The sequence below is a fragment of the Dehalococcoidia bacterium genome (assembly GCA_041653995.1).
In the GTDB taxonomy this organism is placed as follows: Bacteria; Chloroflexota; Dehalococcoidia; order GIF9; family UBA5629; genus CAIMUM01.
The window spans coordinates 188462-204476 of the sequence record JBAZEK010000004.1 but is presented as its reverse complement, the minus strand read 5'-3'; the positions used below and the strand labels follow the sequence as shown (position 1 = coordinate 204476).

Sequence of the window (16015 nt, the reverse complement as noted above, 5' to 3'; positions counted from 1 at the left end):
TGACGGGCAGTGTATTTCCCATTTAAGCGGCAGCTGTATCAGCTGATAAAGGAAGCGGCAGGTCGGGAGGTGGCTATGAACCTTTCTTCATCTCCATTTCTGCAATCTGCGCACAAATCTCTTTGTAACGCGCTTCAGTTATGGGGTAGAAATAGAGAAATACAGCCGCGATGAGGAATATTGCAGCGGATATGGGACCGGCGAAAAGTCTTATGGCAAGCTGTGATGTCTCAGACTGGGGTATGATGTTGGGTATGTAGCCCATGGCCTCAAGAGTAACGCCCATAAGAAAGATAGCCAGCGCCTGACCGATTTTTAATCCCCAGGCCCATACGCCGAAAAATGCCCCCTCACGTCGCTCTCCGGTCCTCAGGTAGTCATATTCAATTGCATCGGCAACTATTGCAAAGGGCATGGCATATGTGAAACCGAAACCTATCCCCATCAGAAACATGACAATAAGGGTGAATGTCACACCTTGAGTTTGCCCGAAGAAAAAGAGCGCCATAAGCATGATCGCCATGATGATAAAGCCTGCCCCGTAAACCCTTTTCTTACCCAGCCGCTTGCTTAATAAGACGCTGACGGGGATAAACACCAGTGCTGTGGCAATCAGTATGAGCATGGCCCATGTAGTGGCCGGTTCATCCAGAAGTATATATTTGAAGTAGTAAATTACTATTGCGCTGGCAATAGTAAGAGCTATAATGTGGCATATGTAGGCTGCCAGAATAAGCAGGTAAGGCTTGTTCTTGAATACCTCGGTATAAGTCTTAAAAAAGCCCATAGATTTCGCCGGTTTGAGGTGGGCGGGCTCTTTTACCGTAAATATTGTGATCAATACCGTCACAAGCATAACGGTAGCGAATACAGTCCCCATCAGCACGAAGCCCAGGTTTTTATCGGGCGCGAGGGATACGATGGGCAGGGCTAAGCCTGCTCCCAGTAATGTTCCCAGGGCGGCGAATCCAAAGCGGTAACCCATCATGGAAGTCCTTTCATGATAGTCGGCTGTCAGCTCGGGCGCCAGCGACATATACGGGATATTAACCGTTGAGTAAGCGGTACACAGGATTACGTAGACAACCAGCGTATAGACAAAGAGTGTTGCCTGGCTGATGCCTGTGCCCATGAGGAGTGACGGATTTACAAACATGATGATGACTGCGAAAAAGACGGGGATCGATCCTGCCAGCATGAACGGCCTGCGCCGGCCCATCTTAGTGACGGTCCTATCCGAAATATAGCCTATAACAGGATCAAAAAAGGCGTCCCACAGACGTCCGACCATGAGGGCAATGCCTGCAAGCGCCGCGGAGAGTCCTACGGTATCGGTCAGATAGTTCATTAACACAAAGGCAACGGCTGTGAAAAACAGGTTCTCCCCGAGGTCGCAAATACCATATCCCAGCTTCAATCCCAGAGAAACTTTCCCTTGATCCATTTGATCCCCCTCAATGTTAATCAGGACGCCTGCCCGAACCGCCAAAGCTGATCGCAATAGTATAAAAAGTTCAGCAGGCATGTCAATGTAGAAATGAAGAGTCATCTCTGAAAAACAGTCTTGACATACGAATGCAACGGGCATATATTAGTGTGATATGCAAATGGGGTCGACGATCAAATCACGATCAGAAAATTTGGTGGATTTCGGGCGGTTTTTAAATAACAGTAAAATCGTCCAATTTATAGTAAAAAAAGACTAAATTGTTGGCAGGAGGTATCAGGTGGTAAAAAGCGTAACCGTTCCAAATAAAAAGTGGTTTGGCGACACCAGGTTGAAACTCACTTTTCCTGACAGATGGGAAATCGTACACTGCCTGATGAACGGTCACGATACTCCCGAATTAACTTCCGCTCAAATAGAGGCCGCCTTCGCCAGGCCTGCAGGATCTCCACGCTTGAGCGTCCTGGCCAAAGGCAGGCATAAGGTAGCCATCATATTTGACGACATTTCGCGCCCTACGCCGGTCTATCTCGTCCTGCCGCATATACTGGCGGAATTGAAGGAAGCCGGCATACCGGACAGATCGATATGCTTCGTCTGTGCGCTGGGCTGCCACGGCGCGCATACCTACCAGGATTTCCGGAAGAAACTGGGGGACTCTATCCTCGATCGTTTCCCCGTCTATAACCATAATATTTATGAGCATTGCACTTATGTGGGCGAAACAACGCAGGGCACCAGGCTGAGCGTCAACTCCGAGGTGATGGCCTGCGACCTTAAAATTGGCATTGGGACTGTTGTCGCTCATCCCAACACGGGATTCGGCGGCGGGGGCAAGATAATACTGCCCGGCGTTTCCGCCATAGATTCTATCGAGCATTACCACAGTCTGGAGAGCAAGGCCTGGGAGGAGGGTAAGGCGGATATCGTGGGTCTGGGTCATTTCGACAAAAACCCTCTGGCTAAAGACTTCATGGAGGCTGCTAACCTGGCCGGACTGGACTTCAAGGTAGATTTTGCCGTGAATGGCGAGGCAAAGGCCTGCGCCATCTTTTGCGGCAAACTTGATGCTGAGTTTAAAGAAGCGGTGAAATATGCGGCTCATCACTATGCCTGCAAAGCGGTGCCTGCCACCGATATCGCTGTCGTGAACACATATGCCAAGGGCAATGAGTCTGTGTTGGGCTTGCTTCACGGGATTGCGCTGCTGATGGAAAAAGGTGGAGACTTCGTGCTTATTATGGATTGCCCCAGCGGGCAGGTGGTGCACTACCTGCAAAGCAGCTTCGGCGAGACGGTGAAAGGCCGCCGCTTCCAGAAATTAGACTTTACGCTGCCCTGGCTTAAACGTATGATCGTCCTTTGCCCGCAGTTCGAGCATTCCATGGCGGACCTGCTGGCCATACCGGACGCCCTGTGGGTAAAGACGTGGAAAGAAGCGCTGGACATATTGAAGAAAGATTACTGTGGCGCGGCCAGAGTCGCGATCGTTCCGGACGGCACTACACAGTATATAGTTGATTAGCCATAGCTATTTGCGCTTCATCATCCCCATGGATACAGCGATCATGATCCCGAACCAGCTGAATATTTTCGGATCGCCTTCCAGCCTCAGAGTGAAATTGTTTATCGCCGTCTGAAGCCCGGTATCGCCGCCCAGCGCCAGTGTTTTGAATCCGATATCGGCATTTTCGAACACCAGCGCCAGATCGAAGTCGTTCAGCATTTTATCTGATGAGTATTTCCCGTTCTTGAAAACGTAACGCCTGCCCCTTTTCCCGTCCCTGGTCTTAATCACATAGGTTGAGTTGCGGATGCTGACAAGCTCCCTGATGGACCTGTTGGTTTTTGCGGTTATGGCAATTGAAATACTCATAATAAAGAGGAGCAATGAGAATAACATATCAGGGATACCTCTCCTATATCTTACCCAGAGCCTTCAATACTTTATCAGGAGTAATGGGGAAATCATAGATCCACACACCGACAGCGTTATAGACGGCGGGCGCCAGCAGTGCAGGCATTATGGTGGCAAGGTTCTCTCCCGTGCCGATCAGCCCGTAGGGTCCGTAGCCCATTCCCGTCTCCACAAGGATAGTGCTGATCGGTCCGATGTCCTTCATCGTGGCGATCTTGTAATCGAGCAGGTTCCCGTTGAGCATCACGCCGGTGACCGGGTCGTGCACGACCTCTTCCAGCATAGACCGGCTCACCCCCATGATGCTTCCTCCGTACTGCTGCCCGTTGCAGCTCATGGGGTTGATTGCCTTGCCGACATCGTTGACGTTGACGATCCTGGTGACGAAGATCTCGCCGGTCCCGATATCGACCTCGACCTCCATGAAATGGGTCTGGCGGCAGAACCGCGGCCTGGGGTTGTTGGGGTTGTAGCAGCCGTACTGCATGTGGTAACCACAGGAGAAGAATGGTTCCGACCACCCGACCCTTGTGCCGAATACCTCCTCTGCTGCGAAGGGGCCGCATTCACCCGCCGGCCTGACGAAGTCGGCCAGGGGCATTTGCCTTGTGGGATCGGATTTAACGAAAATGATTCCATCTTTCAAATCCAGGTCCTCGGGTTTGGTATTGGGAAAGGCCGGTTGAAAGCTTCCTCTCTGGGTGGCGGACGATGGGCTGGTGGCGGATTCGAGTATCTTCTGTTTCAAACTTCTGGCTGCGTGCCTTACCGCCCAGCCGTTGACGGTCATATTGGTGGAGGAGTCGGGTGTCATGCGGTAAAAGCCGGGGTAACTGTGAGGATTATAATGGACATCCTCCAGTCGCAGGCCCAGTTCCTCCGCCGCGATCTGGCAATATGAATTCTCAGCGTCGACGCCGTTGTCTGCGCCCATGGCCAGGATCGAGGCTGTGCCGTCGGTACGTTCGATGCGGATGACGACTTCGCTGCTGCCGCCCGAGTCATCCCACTGGTGTCCCCAGGTGAATCCGACGCCGTGCATTCTTCCGTTGGGGAGCTTACGCGTGCCGGGCTTATGCCGGGATTCGTCCCATCTAAACTCGGCCTTGCCCTTCTCCAGGCACTCTTTCAGGCTGTCGCGTACCTCAAAGCCGCGCCGCCTTTTCTCTTCATCGGCCCAGTCCATGTCGTGCCCCATGCACCCTTCGTTTTTGAGCGCTACCTCTATCGGGTCCATATCCAGCTCTGCAGCGACGCGGTCTAAAACCAGCGTAAAGGTCATGGTCGTCGGTATCAACTCGCAACGCGTGGGGACCGTATGCCCCTTGTTGACCCATACAGACCTGGTCAGCCCCCTCAGGTGCGGGATATCGGTATGCTCATGCAGATGCAGGATCGGGTAGATCACCGGCCAGATCATATTGACGTGATAGGTGGTTGCGTCGACCGCTGTGATGGCGCCGTCGTTTCTGAATCCCACCTTGATGAAGTAAACTGCCTCGTCCTGGGAGCCGCCGTAGAAATCCTCACGGCGGGTAAAGCTATATTTAACCGGCCTGTTGACCCGCTTCGACACGCAGGCCGCACACCACAGGGGGCCGAGGTTCCAGTCGATCTGGCTCCAGCCCCCGAAGCTCGCCCCCTGGTAGGGCGAATGGATCTGGATTTTATTCATGGGTATACCGCCGAACCACTCCCCGATACGTCTTTTGGGCAGGTGCACCCGCTGGTGTTTCAACCATATCTCCGGGCAGTCGCCGTTCCATTTCCACACACCGCACGGCCTTTCAGGTCCCACCCAGGTATTGGCAGTCCTCACGACTTTAAATTCGAGTACCCTGTCCGCCTCCGCGAAGCCCTTTTTAACATCTCCGTATACACGCTCATCGTAAGCTCCCCTGTTCCAGTGGTTACCGTCGATATAGCGCTCCGGAAAGCTGAGCGGCGCTGCCGGGTCGCTGGCCGCCACCGGGTCCAGGTTGAAGGGTCTTTCCTCCCATTCGATCTCGATCAGCGAGAGGGCCTCCTCCGCGATGGCCTCGGTATCGGCAGCCACTGCGGCGCCGATCAGCTCCCCTTCCATATGTGCCACGCCGGAGAGGGGTCTGTCATAGTCGAAAAATCCGGCCGTTTTCCCCATGATTTCCCCCTTGACCACCTCCGGATCATCGTAGCGCAGCACGTACCTTACGCCGGGCAGCTTCGCAGCCTTGCTGGCGTCCATTTTGAGTATTTTGGCATGGGGGAAGGGAGACATCAGGAAGCGCATATGCAGCATGCCCGGGACCTGTATATCCATAGTGTAATCGGCCGAACCGGAGGCCTTATCCACGCCGTCGATTCGCCTGGGTATATTTTTGCCTATATACTTGTATTCTTTCAGCGGATACTTGTCCGCGTTGAGGTTCTCGAGCATCTCCAGCATGCGCGCCGTTTCGATTTCCGATTGTTTGGTCATCGTACTGCCTCCTCTTATCAATGCAGGATCAGCCGCTCATGTGATTCTTGGCGTAGCTGAATGGCTCTGACCTGTTGATCTCCGCGCATGTCAATTTTCCGTTGGCAACCGCGAGCGTGAAGTCGAAAATCCGGCCGCCCACGTCCTCAACGGTCTTGCCGGCGTCTACGATGGTCCCCGCGTTAAGATCGATATCGCCCTTCATTTCGACGAAGGTTTTGGTGTTGGTGGAGACCTTTATTACGGGGACTGCAGGGGTGCCTGCCGGCGTACCTCTGCCTGTGGTGAAGATGATGATCTGCGCGCCGCAGGCCGCCATGCCGACCATGTTCTCGATATCGTATCCGGGCCCCTCCATGATCATCAATCCCTTTTTGGTCGGTCTCAGGCCGTAGCCGATGCAGTCGACGATCGGGGCTGAGCCGGCTTTAGTTATGCATCCCAGGGATTTCTCTACGATGGAAGATAGACCGCCCTCCATATTGCCGGGCGAGATGGTCAGCCCCGCCAGCGGTCCCGCCAGTTCCCTTATCAGCTTTTCGTGGTCTATGATCAGTTTCTGCACTTTTTCGCCCAGCTCAGGATTCACGCAACGTTTTTTCAATATATGGTCGGTCCCGATCATCTCTGTTATCTCGCCGAATAAAGCCGATGCGCCCTCCTTGATAAACAGGTCGGACGCCACCCCTACTGCGGGATTGGCTGTCACCCCGGACAGGGCATCGGAGCCGCCGCACTCCAGGCCTATCAGCAACTCACTGAATGGGGCCCTCACTCTTTTCTGCGACGACAGGTGTTTTTTGAATTTCTTTATTATTTCAATAGCTTTTTTAGTTGTAGCTGCGCTCCCCGCTCCCTGTATTTTCAGCACCTCAACCGGTTTGCCCTTGACGGCATCGGCGAAGAGCTGCGGCTGGATCAGTTCGCAACCCAGGCCAATGATCAGGGCTGCGCCCACGTTAGGGTTTTTCATGAGTCCGGCAATAATCAACCACCCGGTGGCGGCATCCTCCAGTCCGGTCCCGCAGCCATAGGCGTTCTGAACCGCGATAATATCCGGGAATTTCCTGCCGAGTGCGGCCACGACGCCGTTTGCACATGAAACGGAGGATGTTACCAGTATATGGTTGCGAACGCCGTATTCATCGGTTTCCCTTTTATATCCATTAAATTCCATGAGCTTAACCTCTCGTTCGATTAATGAGTCTTGAAAGAAATAGCGCCTGCCCACCACGCTAAGACGCTGAGTACAATACCTCGGGTTGTGTATTATGCAAGTGGACCCATTCGCCCTGCTGGATATCGCAGGTTGCCTTGAGTATCGGCTCTCCGTATCGGATTACCTGCGATCCTGCCTTGATGGGATCGAGGGCTATTTTGTGCCCCGAGTCCACGTCCTGTGCGGCCTTGAACAACGTTTCCCCGTTAACAACCACGTGATCTCCCTTTTTTACATTACGGATTGCCACAACGACATTATCCGAGGGATTGATTCTTAAGGCGTTATTTTCCATACAGGCCTCCTCCGTACACGCATATCCTGAAGGATATGAGCGGTTTGTTGATTCTTATTATAGCTTGCCGTATTTTTTATAGACTTCCAGCAATGAAGTCCCGCTTCTGATCTCGTGGCGGGACCTTCGTTCGGCTGTAACAACCTCTTCGGCCTTAACAACCACTTCCTCGAGGTCCAGGTCGGTGACGGGTATAACGACAGCTCCATCACGGTCTGCGAAGATGATATCGCCGGGATTAACGCGTACCTTTCCGCAAAAAACCGGATCGCCTACACCGATCAAATCCATCCTGCCTATGGAGTCGGAGGGCAGGTTGCCCCTGGCCCATACGGGGAATTCGATCTCGAGTATGCGGCTTATATCGCGTATCGGTCCGTCGACAACCGCTGCCCTGACACCGCCTATGAACTTTGAGGTGGCCGACATCAGCTCTCCGAATGCAGCTGCGCCCTGGAAACCGTTGGCATCGATAGCGATTACCTGGCCCTTCTGCATGCTGCCGAATACGGATGTTAAGACCTGAGCTACAAAATTGGGATCATAATCAGCCATCCTGGTCGACTTCCTGGTACCGGCCACCTCGATAGTAAAAGCCGGACCTGCCACCACGGCATCCGGGATAATGGGAATGAATCCGGACTCCATTACCTGGTGCTCAAAGCCCATTTCGTCAAGTGTGTCCGCAACAGCCGGTGTGTAGGTCTTTTCCAGCCTGGCGCAAAATGACAGGATTTCATCGTGGCTATACTGTTTGGCCATGCGCTACTCCTCTTATGTCTTTTTTTACTACAAATTGGACGATTTAACTATTATTTACGAGTAGTTCGAAATTTCCCCTCTACAACTTTTACCGCCTAATATTTTCGGTCAGCAAATTAGTCTTTTTTTACAACAAATTGGACGATTTCACTATTATTTTCAAGTAGTCTGAAATTCGCCCCTCAACAACTGATCGTGACTTGATCCTGCATGGCACACTAATATATGCTCGTTGTATACGCATGTCAAGGGCTGCCCGGAAGACTTGGTCAGCCAATGGCCGAGGTGGCCAGGCGGAAGACGGCGATCCAGAGCAGGTGGAGGGGGATCATCACGATGATCGAGGCGCAGAAAATCAGCACCCTGTATATTGTGCGTATGCGCAGTTTATACACCAGCAGCAGGGCGATCAGGAAGATCAGGGCCATGCCTGCGTAGCCCCACAGCACCATGGCAGGTGTGCTTCCCCATACGGTGAGCGCCGGCTTGAACTTCCACAGTACCATGGGATAGATGCCGGCGAAGGCCTCGTTGAGGCAGGAGTAGGATGCCATGAATACCATGGACAGCAGTATGACCCATAGCCTGCGTTTTCCTCCGATCAGGTCGCCTCCGGTAATGGTCTCGGAGAAGGTCAAAGCCAGGTAGATAGTGTACGACCAGAAGACCATGAGGATGAGGGGGGCGGCGCCTATCCAGAGGTGGAAGGTGGCCGGATTGTAGGAGTATAGGTTGAGGGCCGCAACCTGTGCGACCACATTCTCGCGGATCAGTCCCAGGGATGCGCCTCCCAGGAAGAACATCCAGGTAAAGTCAGCGCCGCGCGTGCTTGCGCTGTGCCAGATCAGGAGTCCCGTGAGTGCCAGCGCGATCAGCTCCAGGGCCAGGAAGGTGTCCATTTACTTTTGCCCTGCCTGATCTTTCGATATCAGTTTTACGATGATGTATGCGATGATGAAAAGCCCGGTGGGGATAACCGAGGTGAGCAGGTCGAAGCGGTCGCGAATGATCTCGATACCGGCGTAGATCACCCAGAAAACAAGCAGCACGACAAAAGGTATTTCGCGAACGAAGAAGTTCGGCCTTTTATCTCGGCTGTTCATTTGATATCGGGCGTAGTCTATTAGCTGTGAACGTCGCTGTCAATCAAGGTTTCAGTCGGTGCCGATCATGACACTGCTGGCCTTGATAATGGCGTAGACCTTCTTGTTTTTAGCCAACTTCAAATTCTTGCTGGACGTCCTGGTGATGATGGCGACTATCTCATCCCCGCCGGCGAGCACCATGGTTATCTCGTCATTGACCGATCCCGCCTTGATGGATTTGACCTTGCCTTTTAATACGTTGCGGGCACTGATTTTCATACTGCACCTCCATAATTACATTGAGGGGAACTACACTTTATGGTAATAGTTGCTGGTTCAATTCTATCCGCTGCAGCCAGTTGACATGAATTTTATAAAATAAACAACAGGATAAAGATCATAGATCCCATTGTTGTAATGAAAAAATGGAATTTTATTTAATTTCAAGGATTTTTTTCCAAAAACATTCGTTGCAATTATATTGATTTTTCCCATAGGTTAGCTTTAACACAGTATATCCATTCCAATACGCTGAAATTAGCAGTAGTACGACGGCTATTGCTGCCAGAGGGATTATTGCCCAATTTCCATCCATTAGTACTATAACAAGACTAACTACTACGCACAGACCTGAGATCGCAAGAAACGCAGAATAAGAGATACACCAGAATGGATTGATTGTTCGCAGGTTAAATGACATATAAGGCTTATGATGATACCACTGGCAACCAGTGATGTTGGTGCATATAAGTTCATGATGTTCTTGACGTTTTCTAAACTCCCGTAATCCGTTTTCCCATCCCAAGAAATTAGCAGCTACGTAATTTCCAAGAATTAGGTTTTCTAAAATTCTATAATATCCAACAATGCGAGTTATGCTTGTTGCCTTATCAAAAAATATCCACCATGCGGGCAAGAGAAAGACCAGAGGGAAAAGAAAAAGTAATCCTAATAAGGAACGTGATGTAAGAATTGTCCCCAAACCAAGTAGTATTCCAGTAGCAGTTACAGAGAAAGTTAAAAAAGTAATTTGACAGCTTTTAAAGTTGTGCAATTCTTCTCTAAGGCTACGTATTTCATGGAAATAGAACTCATTGGTCATTGATATCCTCTCCGTTATCACGCATACTTTGACCAAAACCGGTCAGACGAAGGCTTGCACATTACACTTTAAATTTATTCACTTGTATTTGTTAATTTTTGTACAGCCTCTTTTATTTCCGCCATTATTGAATCTTTGATATCTGTAGTCCAACCTGAAGCGTATTCGGTTATCGAGTATTGAATATCTCTCCCCATTAAAGCAATTTCCTCTTCGATTTGCCTATTAAGCAATTCCAGATCAGGAATAATAGATTTGTCTCCAATTACACCCAAAAGTCTAACCACGTAAGCTCGAATATAGTAATCCCCGGATTGTAATAGTGGAAGCAAATCTGGTATAAATGGAATGAGGAGAGGTTTTAATTTTTTTGTTTTCTTACTTTCTCGCCATAGTGTTGTCAAAATGCTGCCACATATGAGTCTATCACCTTCTTTTACAGTATTAATAAGTGCAGGTAAGCTAGCTGCTCCATACCATACTAATATATCCTCAGCTTCTCTCCTTATTTCCACATCGTACTTGAAAGCATTGATAAGATGAGGTATAGCACCAATTAACTCTGGACTTATCGCTGTTAAGTCATATTGCACTGCATACAATATTTGCCAAAATGCCATTATTGCGCGCTTTCGCCTGGCACTATCTCCTTGGTTTAATTCCTTGAGGAGTGTTTTAATCATATATTTTCGCATTTCTATAGTATAACCCTGAATGCAACCTGACTAATGGATAAATGATGAGCAAGTTCATCTTTGTGTTTTTGCAGAACGTAGCAACCATGTACCAGTAATGATCGATCCGCATGCAAACAAACTACATAAAAATAAGGTGACTATATCAAGTTTTCCTCCTGTGAATATGTAAATCGTCGGTAGCATAGCTAAAAGGATTCCAATAATCGTCAATGCCCAACCCAATATGGTTTTAACCATGACTGGCCCCCCTCCCCTTAAATAGAATAGTTTATTATACATTGGCCCCACTCTATTTTATAGACCACCCTATTTTTCAACTACAAATTCACAAATTCTGCGAGACTCATCCCCAATGTCTGCTACCCTGTAGATTTCTAAACTGTTCTTCCGACCCTCGAAGCATATATTACTAAAAAGGCGAAAGACTTTTAATAAATTCCAGACGGTATCTTTTTTACGGTTAAGAACAGGCGGTAGTCATCCTTAGATATTTGTTTACCTAATTCCGGGTATGGTTGTACCTGTGAGGCAAATCTATACTGCTTATAAGTATTTGCATCCGGCTGGTCGGTCGGGCGCGGTTCGGTCAGCATTATTCTTGACGTCAATCCATTATCGGTAATCAGCAAGGTGCCTATCACTCTTCCCGCCCAGAAACAGGTCGCCCCTTCAGGACACCGACTATCCTCCTGGATTCCCTCAAACTGCAAGGTAATCCCTTCGCTTTTTATTTCGGCGGTCTGGCCTATGGACAACGAGAATTCTTTATCAAGGGATGCCTGAATCCTACCTTCGCTACCCTGGCATCCAGCTGCGGTAATAAAAAGGAACAGAGAGCTGAGCAGCAGTAAGTGCTTGAACATTTGTTAATAGTCTAAATCCCCTCCTACGGATCTGCAAGCTGTCAACATACATCTATGATATAATCCGCACTGATTAGGTGAGGCACTGGATATGGCAGGGGACGTTGTGATCAAACATGATAAGGAGATGAGTGGTTATGCTTAGCTTGCAGGCAAGGGTACTCGAAGTATATTTTCGACTTCAACATGCTTTCGCACCCAGGACTAATGAGACCGATTTAAAGAAAGAACGTATTGAATTAGATAAGCTGGGCGCTATGTTCAAGCTGCCCAAAGGCGTCGCTGTCGAAAAAGCCTCCGCTGGCGGCGTCCCGGCTGAATGGCTGATCCCACCCGGCATACCCGAAGGCAGGGTGGTCCTGTACCTTCACGGCGGGTCCTATACATGCGGCTCCTGCAATTCGCACCGCTCCCTGGTCGCCAATATCGCTGTCGCCTCCAAAGCCCGTGCGATACTACTTGATTACCGGCTGGCGCCGGAGCATCCACACCCGGCGGCGGTCGAGGACGCCGTGGCCGCCTATAAATGGCTGATTAAGGATGGGATCGAGCCCAAACACATAGCCATAGCGGGCGATTCTGCGGGCGGTGGCCTGGCTGTCGCACTACTGATCAGCTTACGGGATAAAAATGTTCCCCCACCTGCGGCCTGCGTCTGCCTCTCACCCTGGACCGACCTGGCGTTCACGGGGGAAACATGGAAGAGCAAAGCCAAAGCCGATCTGATTATCTTCGATTATAAGGAACACGCATTCGCAAAGATGTACATGGGAGAGCTCGATGCGAAGACTCCCCTGATATCACCGCTCTACGCCGACCTGAAAGGGCTGCCTCCGCTGCTGGTACAGGTAGGATTGGACGAGGTGCTGCTGGCGGACTCGACACGCCTGGCAGAGCGCGCGAAGCAGGCGGGTGTCGATGTAGTACTCGATGAGTGGCCAAGGATGCAGCATGTATGGCAGTTCGCGGCCAGCTTTATGCCCGAGAGCCGCCGTGCCGTAAAGCGGATCGGCGAGTTTATCGACAAACAATGCGGGCGCACCTGAAGGTACGCCCCTACACAGATAGGGATAGGCGAGTTTATCGACAAATGGGCGTGAACCGGCGTATAATTTTTCAAGATCAATATGACTATCATACAAGTTTAATGTCATGACGGAGATTGATCGGAATTCACTACGCAAACAAAAAGAGCTGGATATTGCAGCGCTGCGGGACAAATCGGCGGCATTGGAAAAGAGGATGAGGGAGCTCCTGCAGCACATCGACGGCAATTCCAATTACAGGAACGACATCATCTGGCTCGCGCAGGAGATCAATAAGATCCAGAGGCAGATAAAAGTACTGGAATCGGATGACTCCGGCAGGCGTATCTGAAGTTAGGCTACGGAGTCATTGCGAGCAGCCGCAGGCTACGCGGCAATCTGCTGTTGTCATGGTTCAGAACACAAGATTGCCACGCTTCGCTCGCAATGACGAGTGAAAAAAGCCGCAATGACATGAGTGGATGAAGATTGCTGCGCCCTTCGGGCTCGCAATGACGATGGAAAAAGTCACAATGACCGGATGGAAACCGGTAAGTCCAATCCCCTTGAGACTGATTCCTTCAGCTTCCGCACTGCCCTTTGATCGTAGCCGGCTATTATTTCGGCCAGCTTTTCAGCTTCCGCCTGCAGATCGGCGCGCGGAACCACACGGTTGACCAGTCTCATCTCAAGGGCCTCCTGCGCTCCCACCCGGCGGCCGGTCAGCAATAAATCAAGAGCCTGGCCGGGACCTACGGCGCGGGGCACGGTCTGCGTGGCGCCGGCTGCGGGTATGAAGCCCAGCGCTACCTCCGGCAGCCCGAATACGGCGTCTTCAGCAGCAATCCTGATATCACAGCACATGGCCATCTCGATGCCGGAGCCGAAGACGTAGCCGTGCAGCGCGCCAATTACGGGCTGCGGCAGGTTGAGAAAGAGCCCCCATACGTCCCTCTGCCAGCGCACATGGCGGGCAAATACGGGCGCGGGAGCGGAGAGGAACTCGCTCAGATCGGCGCCGGCGCAGAAGGCCTTCTCCCCCGCGCCCCTGATTATGGCTACGTGTACATCCGAATCAGATTGTATGGCCGAGAGCACTTCGTAAAGCTCGTCGCGCATGCGGACGTTGTAGATATTCAACACCCGGGGACGGTTGAGCGTAATGAAGGCTGTGTGCCCCTTCTTTTCGAAGATGATGGTCTCGAATCCGTCCATCATTTCCCCTTGAATTCGGGTTTGCGCTTCTCTCTGAAGGCGTTGACGCCTTCAATGCGGTCTTCGGTGGTATGCAGCAGGAAGTAAAGATCCCCCTCGAGCTGCAGCCCCTGGGCCAGCGTCCTATCCAGCCCCTTGTACACGGCCTCTTTGCAGTACCTGAGTGCCCACGAAGCCTTGCCGGCCATCTCGCGTCCCATCTCCAGCGCAACGTTCAGCACGTCTTTTGCCGGCACGACCCGGCTGACCAGCCCGATACGCAGGGCTTCGTCCGCGGATATAACCTCGCCGGTCAGCATCATCTCCACGGCCTTGGCGCGCCCCACCAGACGGGGCAGCCGCTGCGTGGCGCCGTCCGAGGGTATCAGACCATGCTGGATGCCGGGCAGGGAGAAGTGCGCCGTTTCCGCCGCGATCCTGATATCGCAGGCCAGCGCCAGCTCCAGTCCGATTCCGATGGCGTCACCGTTGATGGCCGCGATCACCGGGCAATTGAGCGACGCTACAGGCGCCGACAGCGAAAAGGCGGGCTGTTCCCCGCGGGTGGATTCGGCATCTCCGCAGAAGGCAGGGCCGCTGCCGGTGATGACAGCGGCCCTGATCTCAGTATCGTAGTTCAGTTCATCGCAGATTACAGCCAGCCGGGCAGCCAGGTCGGGCCCGGGCCCGTCCTGCGCCAGCCTGATTACAGCCAGTCCGCGATTGCATTCGAAAGTAGTAGTCGAGCTCATAAGCGGCTACTTCTTAGCGGGTACCTCGGCCTGCAGGACCAGCTTCCTGGCCTTGAAGTCCTCGATCTGCTCTTTGGTATATCCGATCTCCAGCAGCACCTCTGTGGTGTGCTCGCCCAGCATGGGCCCGGGCCTCAGCACTTTGCCCGGTGTCTCCGAGAACTCCGCGTTGATACCCTGCAGCTGCACTTTGCCCCATTGCGGATGTTCCTGAAATTCATACACTCCGGTGGCCTTGCAGTGAGCGTCGCTTTGCAGCAGGTCGACGATGCCCTGGCCCTGCGCTGCGGGCACGCCCTGCATCGCCAGCAGTAGCGACCAGGCGTTGGCGGGCGTGGTGAAGAAGGTCTCCTCCAGTATGGCTGTGAGCTCCCTGTCGTGCTTCTTGCGGGCGCCAGGGGTGGCGAAGCGCGGATCCGTGGTGAGGGCGGTCAGGCCCAGCACCTTGCACAGGGTTTGCCAGTGCGCCTCCTTGGGACAGTAAATGTAAAGCCAGCCGCCGTCGATGCCCTGGTAGAGGCGGTCGAGCGCGCCCAGCCCCTTGATGTCCGGCTTGCCCAGGTATTTGCGCTTCATGCCCTTGTACTGGATGAAATTGCCCGATTGTATCGTGACGGCCGAGCGCAGCAACGAGGTCTCCACAAACTGGCCCTGCCCCGTGCGCAGCTTATTGAAAAGGGCCAGAGACGCGCCGAAGGCGCCCAGCATGGGCCCCATCTCATCGTTGAGCTGTATCTTGTGGAAGATCGGCGTCTTGCCGGGTCCACCCTGTCCCAGCATCTGGCCGCTCATGGCCTGGAATAGGGGATCGTAACCGGGACGTTCCGCATCAGGACCTTTCGATCCGAATGCGGGCATGGAAACATATAGTATGTCCGGCTTTATCTTCTTGACGGTCTCGTAGTCCATGCCGAGCTTTTTCATGATGCCCGGACGGGAGTTCTCCACGACCATGTCGCAGGTGGAGATCAGCCTGTGGGCGATCTTTCTGGCCTCCTCCTGTCTGAGGTCGATCACGATGCCGCGCTTGCCGCGGTTAACGCCCATGAACCCGCCGGCCAGCATGCGCCAGGAATCGCCGTCGATAGGCTCGATCTTGATCACGTCCGCGCCGAGGTCGGCCAGCTCCCGGCATACGCCGGCGCCGGCCAGCATGGTGGTGAAATCTGCTACCCTGATTTTCTCTAACGGCATCAT

The 16015-nt window shown here is 52.3% G+C and carries 18 protein-coding genes; 3 read left to right on the top strand and 15 right to left on the bottom strand.

Annotation, left to right across the window (positions count from 1 at the left end; all coding sequences use genetic code 11):
* Positions 1-73 precede the first annotated feature (73 nt).
* Positions 74-1444, bottom strand: a complete 1371-nt coding sequence (locus WC359_11675) for a glycoside-pentoside-hexuronide (GPH):cation symporter (GenBank protein MFA5401095.1) — start codon at positions 1442-1444, stop codon at positions 74-76.
* A 283-nt stretch (positions 1445-1727) separates the two neighbouring features.
* Here WC359_11675 and WC359_11670 point away from each other — a divergent pair, with 283 nt between their 5' ends.
* On the top strand, positions 1728-2972 hold the full coding sequence (locus WC359_11670) for a lactate racemase domain-containing protein (GenBank protein ID MFA5401094.1): 1245 nt from the start codon (positions 1728-1730) through the stop codon (positions 2970-2972).
* A gap of 6 nt (positions 2973-2978) precedes the next feature.
* On the opposite strand, the gene WC359_11665 is transcribed toward WC359_11670, so the two are convergent.
* The 11 genes from WC359_11665 to WC359_11615 all read right to left on the bottom strand — a co-directional run bounded on the left by WC359_11665 (position 2979) and on the right by WC359_11615 (position 11847).
* Positions 2979-3350, bottom strand: coding sequence for a hypothetical protein (locus WC359_11665; GenBank protein ID MFA5401093.1), 372 nt, complete (start codon positions 3348-3350; stop codon positions 2979-2981).
* A 16-nt stretch (positions 3351-3366) separates the two neighbouring features.
* Positions 3367-5823, bottom strand: coding sequence for a xanthine dehydrogenase family protein molybdopterin-binding subunit (locus tag WC359_11660; protein ID MFA5401092.1), 2457 nt, complete (start codon positions 5821-5823; stop codon positions 3367-3369).
* Between the two features lie 28 nt (positions 5824-5851).
* The gene (locus WC359_11655; GenBank protein ID MFA5401091.1) at positions 5852-7000 is read right to left on the bottom strand and encodes a UxaA family hydrolase; all 1149 of its coding nucleotides are present in this window, start codon (positions 6998-7000) and stop codon (positions 5852-5854) included.
* 58 nt (positions 7001-7058) lie between these two features.
* The gene (locus WC359_11650; protein MFA5401090.1) at positions 7059-7337 is read right to left on the bottom strand and encodes a UxaA family hydrolase; all 279 of its coding nucleotides are present in this window, start codon (positions 7335-7337) and stop codon (positions 7059-7061) included.
* Positions 7338-7394: 57 nt separating this feature from the next.
* Positions 7395-8099 (bottom strand): RraA family protein, encoded by a 705-nt coding sequence (locus WC359_11645; protein MFA5401089.1) that lies wholly within the window; start codon positions 8097-8099, stop codon positions 7395-7397.
* Positions 8100-8368: 269 nt separating this feature from the next.
* The gene (locus tag WC359_11640) at positions 8369-8998 is read right to left on the bottom strand and encodes a hypothetical protein (GenBank protein MFA5401088.1); all 630 of its coding nucleotides are present in this window, start codon (positions 8996-8998) and stop codon (positions 8369-8371) included.
* Positions 8999-9202 (bottom strand): hypothetical protein, encoded by a 204-nt coding sequence (locus tag WC359_11635; GenBank protein MFA5401087.1) that lies wholly within the window; start codon positions 9200-9202, stop codon positions 8999-9001.
* Positions 9203-9253: 51 nt separating this feature from the next.
* Positions 9254-9463 carry a TOBE domain-containing protein gene (locus tag WC359_11630; protein ID MFA5401086.1) on the bottom strand — a complete coding sequence of 70 codons (210 nt, stop codon included), beginning with the start codon at positions 9461-9463 and terminating at the stop codon, positions 9254-9256.
* 154 nt (positions 9464-9617) lie between these two features.
* Positions 9618-10286 (bottom strand): hypothetical protein, encoded by a 669-nt coding sequence (locus tag WC359_11625; GenBank protein ID MFA5401085.1) that lies wholly within the window; start codon positions 10284-10286, stop codon positions 9618-9620.
* A 74-nt stretch (positions 10287-10360) separates the two neighbouring features.
* Positions 10361-10969: a hypothetical protein gene (locus WC359_11620; GenBank protein ID MFA5401084.1), complete on the bottom strand. Its 609-nt coding sequence runs from the start codon at positions 10967-10969 to the stop codon at positions 10361-10363.
* A 443-nt stretch (positions 10970-11412) separates the two neighbouring features.
* Positions 11413-11847, bottom strand: coding sequence for a hypothetical protein (locus tag WC359_11615; protein ID MFA5401083.1), 435 nt, complete (start codon positions 11845-11847; stop codon positions 11413-11415).
* A gap of 137 nt (positions 11848-11984) precedes the next feature.
* Here WC359_11615 and WC359_11610 point away from each other — a divergent pair, with 137 nt between their 5' ends.
* Both WC359_11610 and WC359_11605 read left to right on the top strand, forming a co-directional pair.
* Entirely contained in the window at positions 11985-12893 is a 909-nt protein-coding gene (locus WC359_11610; protein ID MFA5401082.1) for an alpha/beta hydrolase, read from the top strand.
* A gap of 106 nt (positions 12894-12999) precedes the next feature.
* On the top strand, positions 13000-13224 hold the full coding sequence (locus WC359_11605; protein MFA5401081.1) for a hypothetical protein: 225 nt from the start codon (positions 13000-13002) through the stop codon (positions 13222-13224).
* 176 nt (positions 13225-13400) lie between these two features.
* Here WC359_11605 and WC359_11600 read toward each other — a convergent pair whose 3' ends face one another.
* From WC359_11600 to WC359_11590, 3 genes are read right to left on the bottom strand one after another with little or no spacing between them, the layout of a single operon-like run.
* The gene (locus WC359_11600; GenBank protein ID MFA5401080.1) at positions 13401-14087 is read right to left on the bottom strand and encodes an enoyl-CoA hydratase/isomerase family protein; all 687 of its coding nucleotides are present in this window, start codon (positions 14085-14087) and stop codon (positions 13401-13403) included.
* Entirely contained in the window at positions 14087-14818 is a 732-nt protein-coding gene (locus tag WC359_11595; GenBank protein MFA5401079.1) for an enoyl-CoA hydratase-related protein, read from the bottom strand. Before WC359_11595 ends, WC359_11600 begins: the two co-directional genes overlap by 1 nt.
* 6 nt (positions 14819-14824) lie before the next feature.
* Entirely contained in the window at positions 14825-16015 is a 1191-nt protein-coding gene (locus WC359_11590; GenBank protein ID MFA5401078.1) for a CoA transferase, read from the bottom strand.

What these genes read in the sequence shown, in the direction of transcription:
- WC359_11600 (MFA5401080.1), bottom strand. Translation starts at nt 14,087, where the DNA reads ATGGACGGATTCGAGACCATCATCTTCGAAAAGAAGGGGCACACAGCC.
- WC359_11630 (MFA5401086.1), bottom strand. Translation starts at nt 9,463, where the DNA reads ATGAAAATCAGTGCCCGCAACGTATTAAAAGGCAAGGTCAAATCCATC.
- WC359_11615 (MFA5401083.1), bottom strand. Translation starts at nt 11,847, where the DNA reads ATGTTCAAGCACTTACTGCTGCTCAGCTCTCTGTTCCTTTTTATTACC.
- WC359_11655 (MFA5401091.1), bottom strand. Translation starts at nt 7,000, where the DNA reads ATGGAATTTAATGGATATAAAAGGGAAACCGATGAATACGGCGTTCGC.
- WC359_11635 (MFA5401087.1), bottom strand. Translation starts at nt 9,202, where the DNA reads ATGAACAGCCGAGATAAAAGGCCGAACTTCTTCGTTCGCGAAATACCT.
- WC359_11610 (MFA5401082.1), top strand. Translation starts at nt 11,985, where the DNA reads ATGCTTAGCTTGCAGGCAAGGGTACTCGAAGTATATTTTCGACTTCAA.
- WC359_11640 (MFA5401088.1), bottom strand. Translation starts at nt 8,998, where the DNA reads ATGGACACCTTCCTGGCCCTGGAGCTGATCGCGCTGGCACTCACGGGA.
- WC359_11595 (MFA5401079.1), bottom strand. Translation starts at nt 14,818, where the DNA reads ATGAGCTCGACTACTACTTTCGAATGCAATCGCGGACTGGCTGTAATC.
- WC359_11620 (MFA5401084.1), bottom strand. Translation starts at nt 10,969, where the DNA reads ATGATTAAAACACTCCTCAAGGAATTAAACCAAGGAGATAGTGCCAGG.
- WC359_11645 (MFA5401089.1), bottom strand. Translation starts at nt 8,099, where the DNA reads ATGGCCAAACAGTATAGCCACGATGAAATCCTGTCATTTTGCGCCAGG.
- WC359_11590 (MFA5401078.1), bottom strand. Translation starts at nt 16,015, where the DNA reads ATGATGCCGTTAGAGAAAATCAGGGTAGCAGATTTCACCACCATGCTG.
- WC359_11625 (MFA5401085.1), bottom strand. Translation starts at nt 10,286, where the DNA reads ATGACCAATGAGTTCTATTTCCATGAAATACGTAGCCTTAGAGAAGAA.
- WC359_11675 (MFA5401095.1), bottom strand. Translation starts at nt 1,444, where the DNA reads ATGGATCAAGGGAAAGTTTCTCTGGGATTGAAGCTGGGATATGGTATT.
- WC359_11605 (MFA5401081.1), top strand. Translation starts at nt 13,000, where the DNA reads ATGACGGAGATTGATCGGAATTCACTACGCAAACAAAAAGAGCTGGAT.
- WC359_11665 (MFA5401093.1), bottom strand. Translation starts at nt 3,350, where the DNA reads ATGTTATTCTCATTGCTCCTCTTTATTATGAGTATTTCAATTGCCATA.
- WC359_11660 (MFA5401092.1), bottom strand. Translation starts at nt 5,823, where the DNA reads ATGACCAAACAATCGGAAATCGAAACGGCGCGCATGCTGGAGATGCTC.
- WC359_11650 (MFA5401090.1), bottom strand. Translation starts at nt 7,337, where the DNA reads ATGGAAAATAACGCCTTAAGAATCAATCCCTCGGATAATGTCGTTGTG.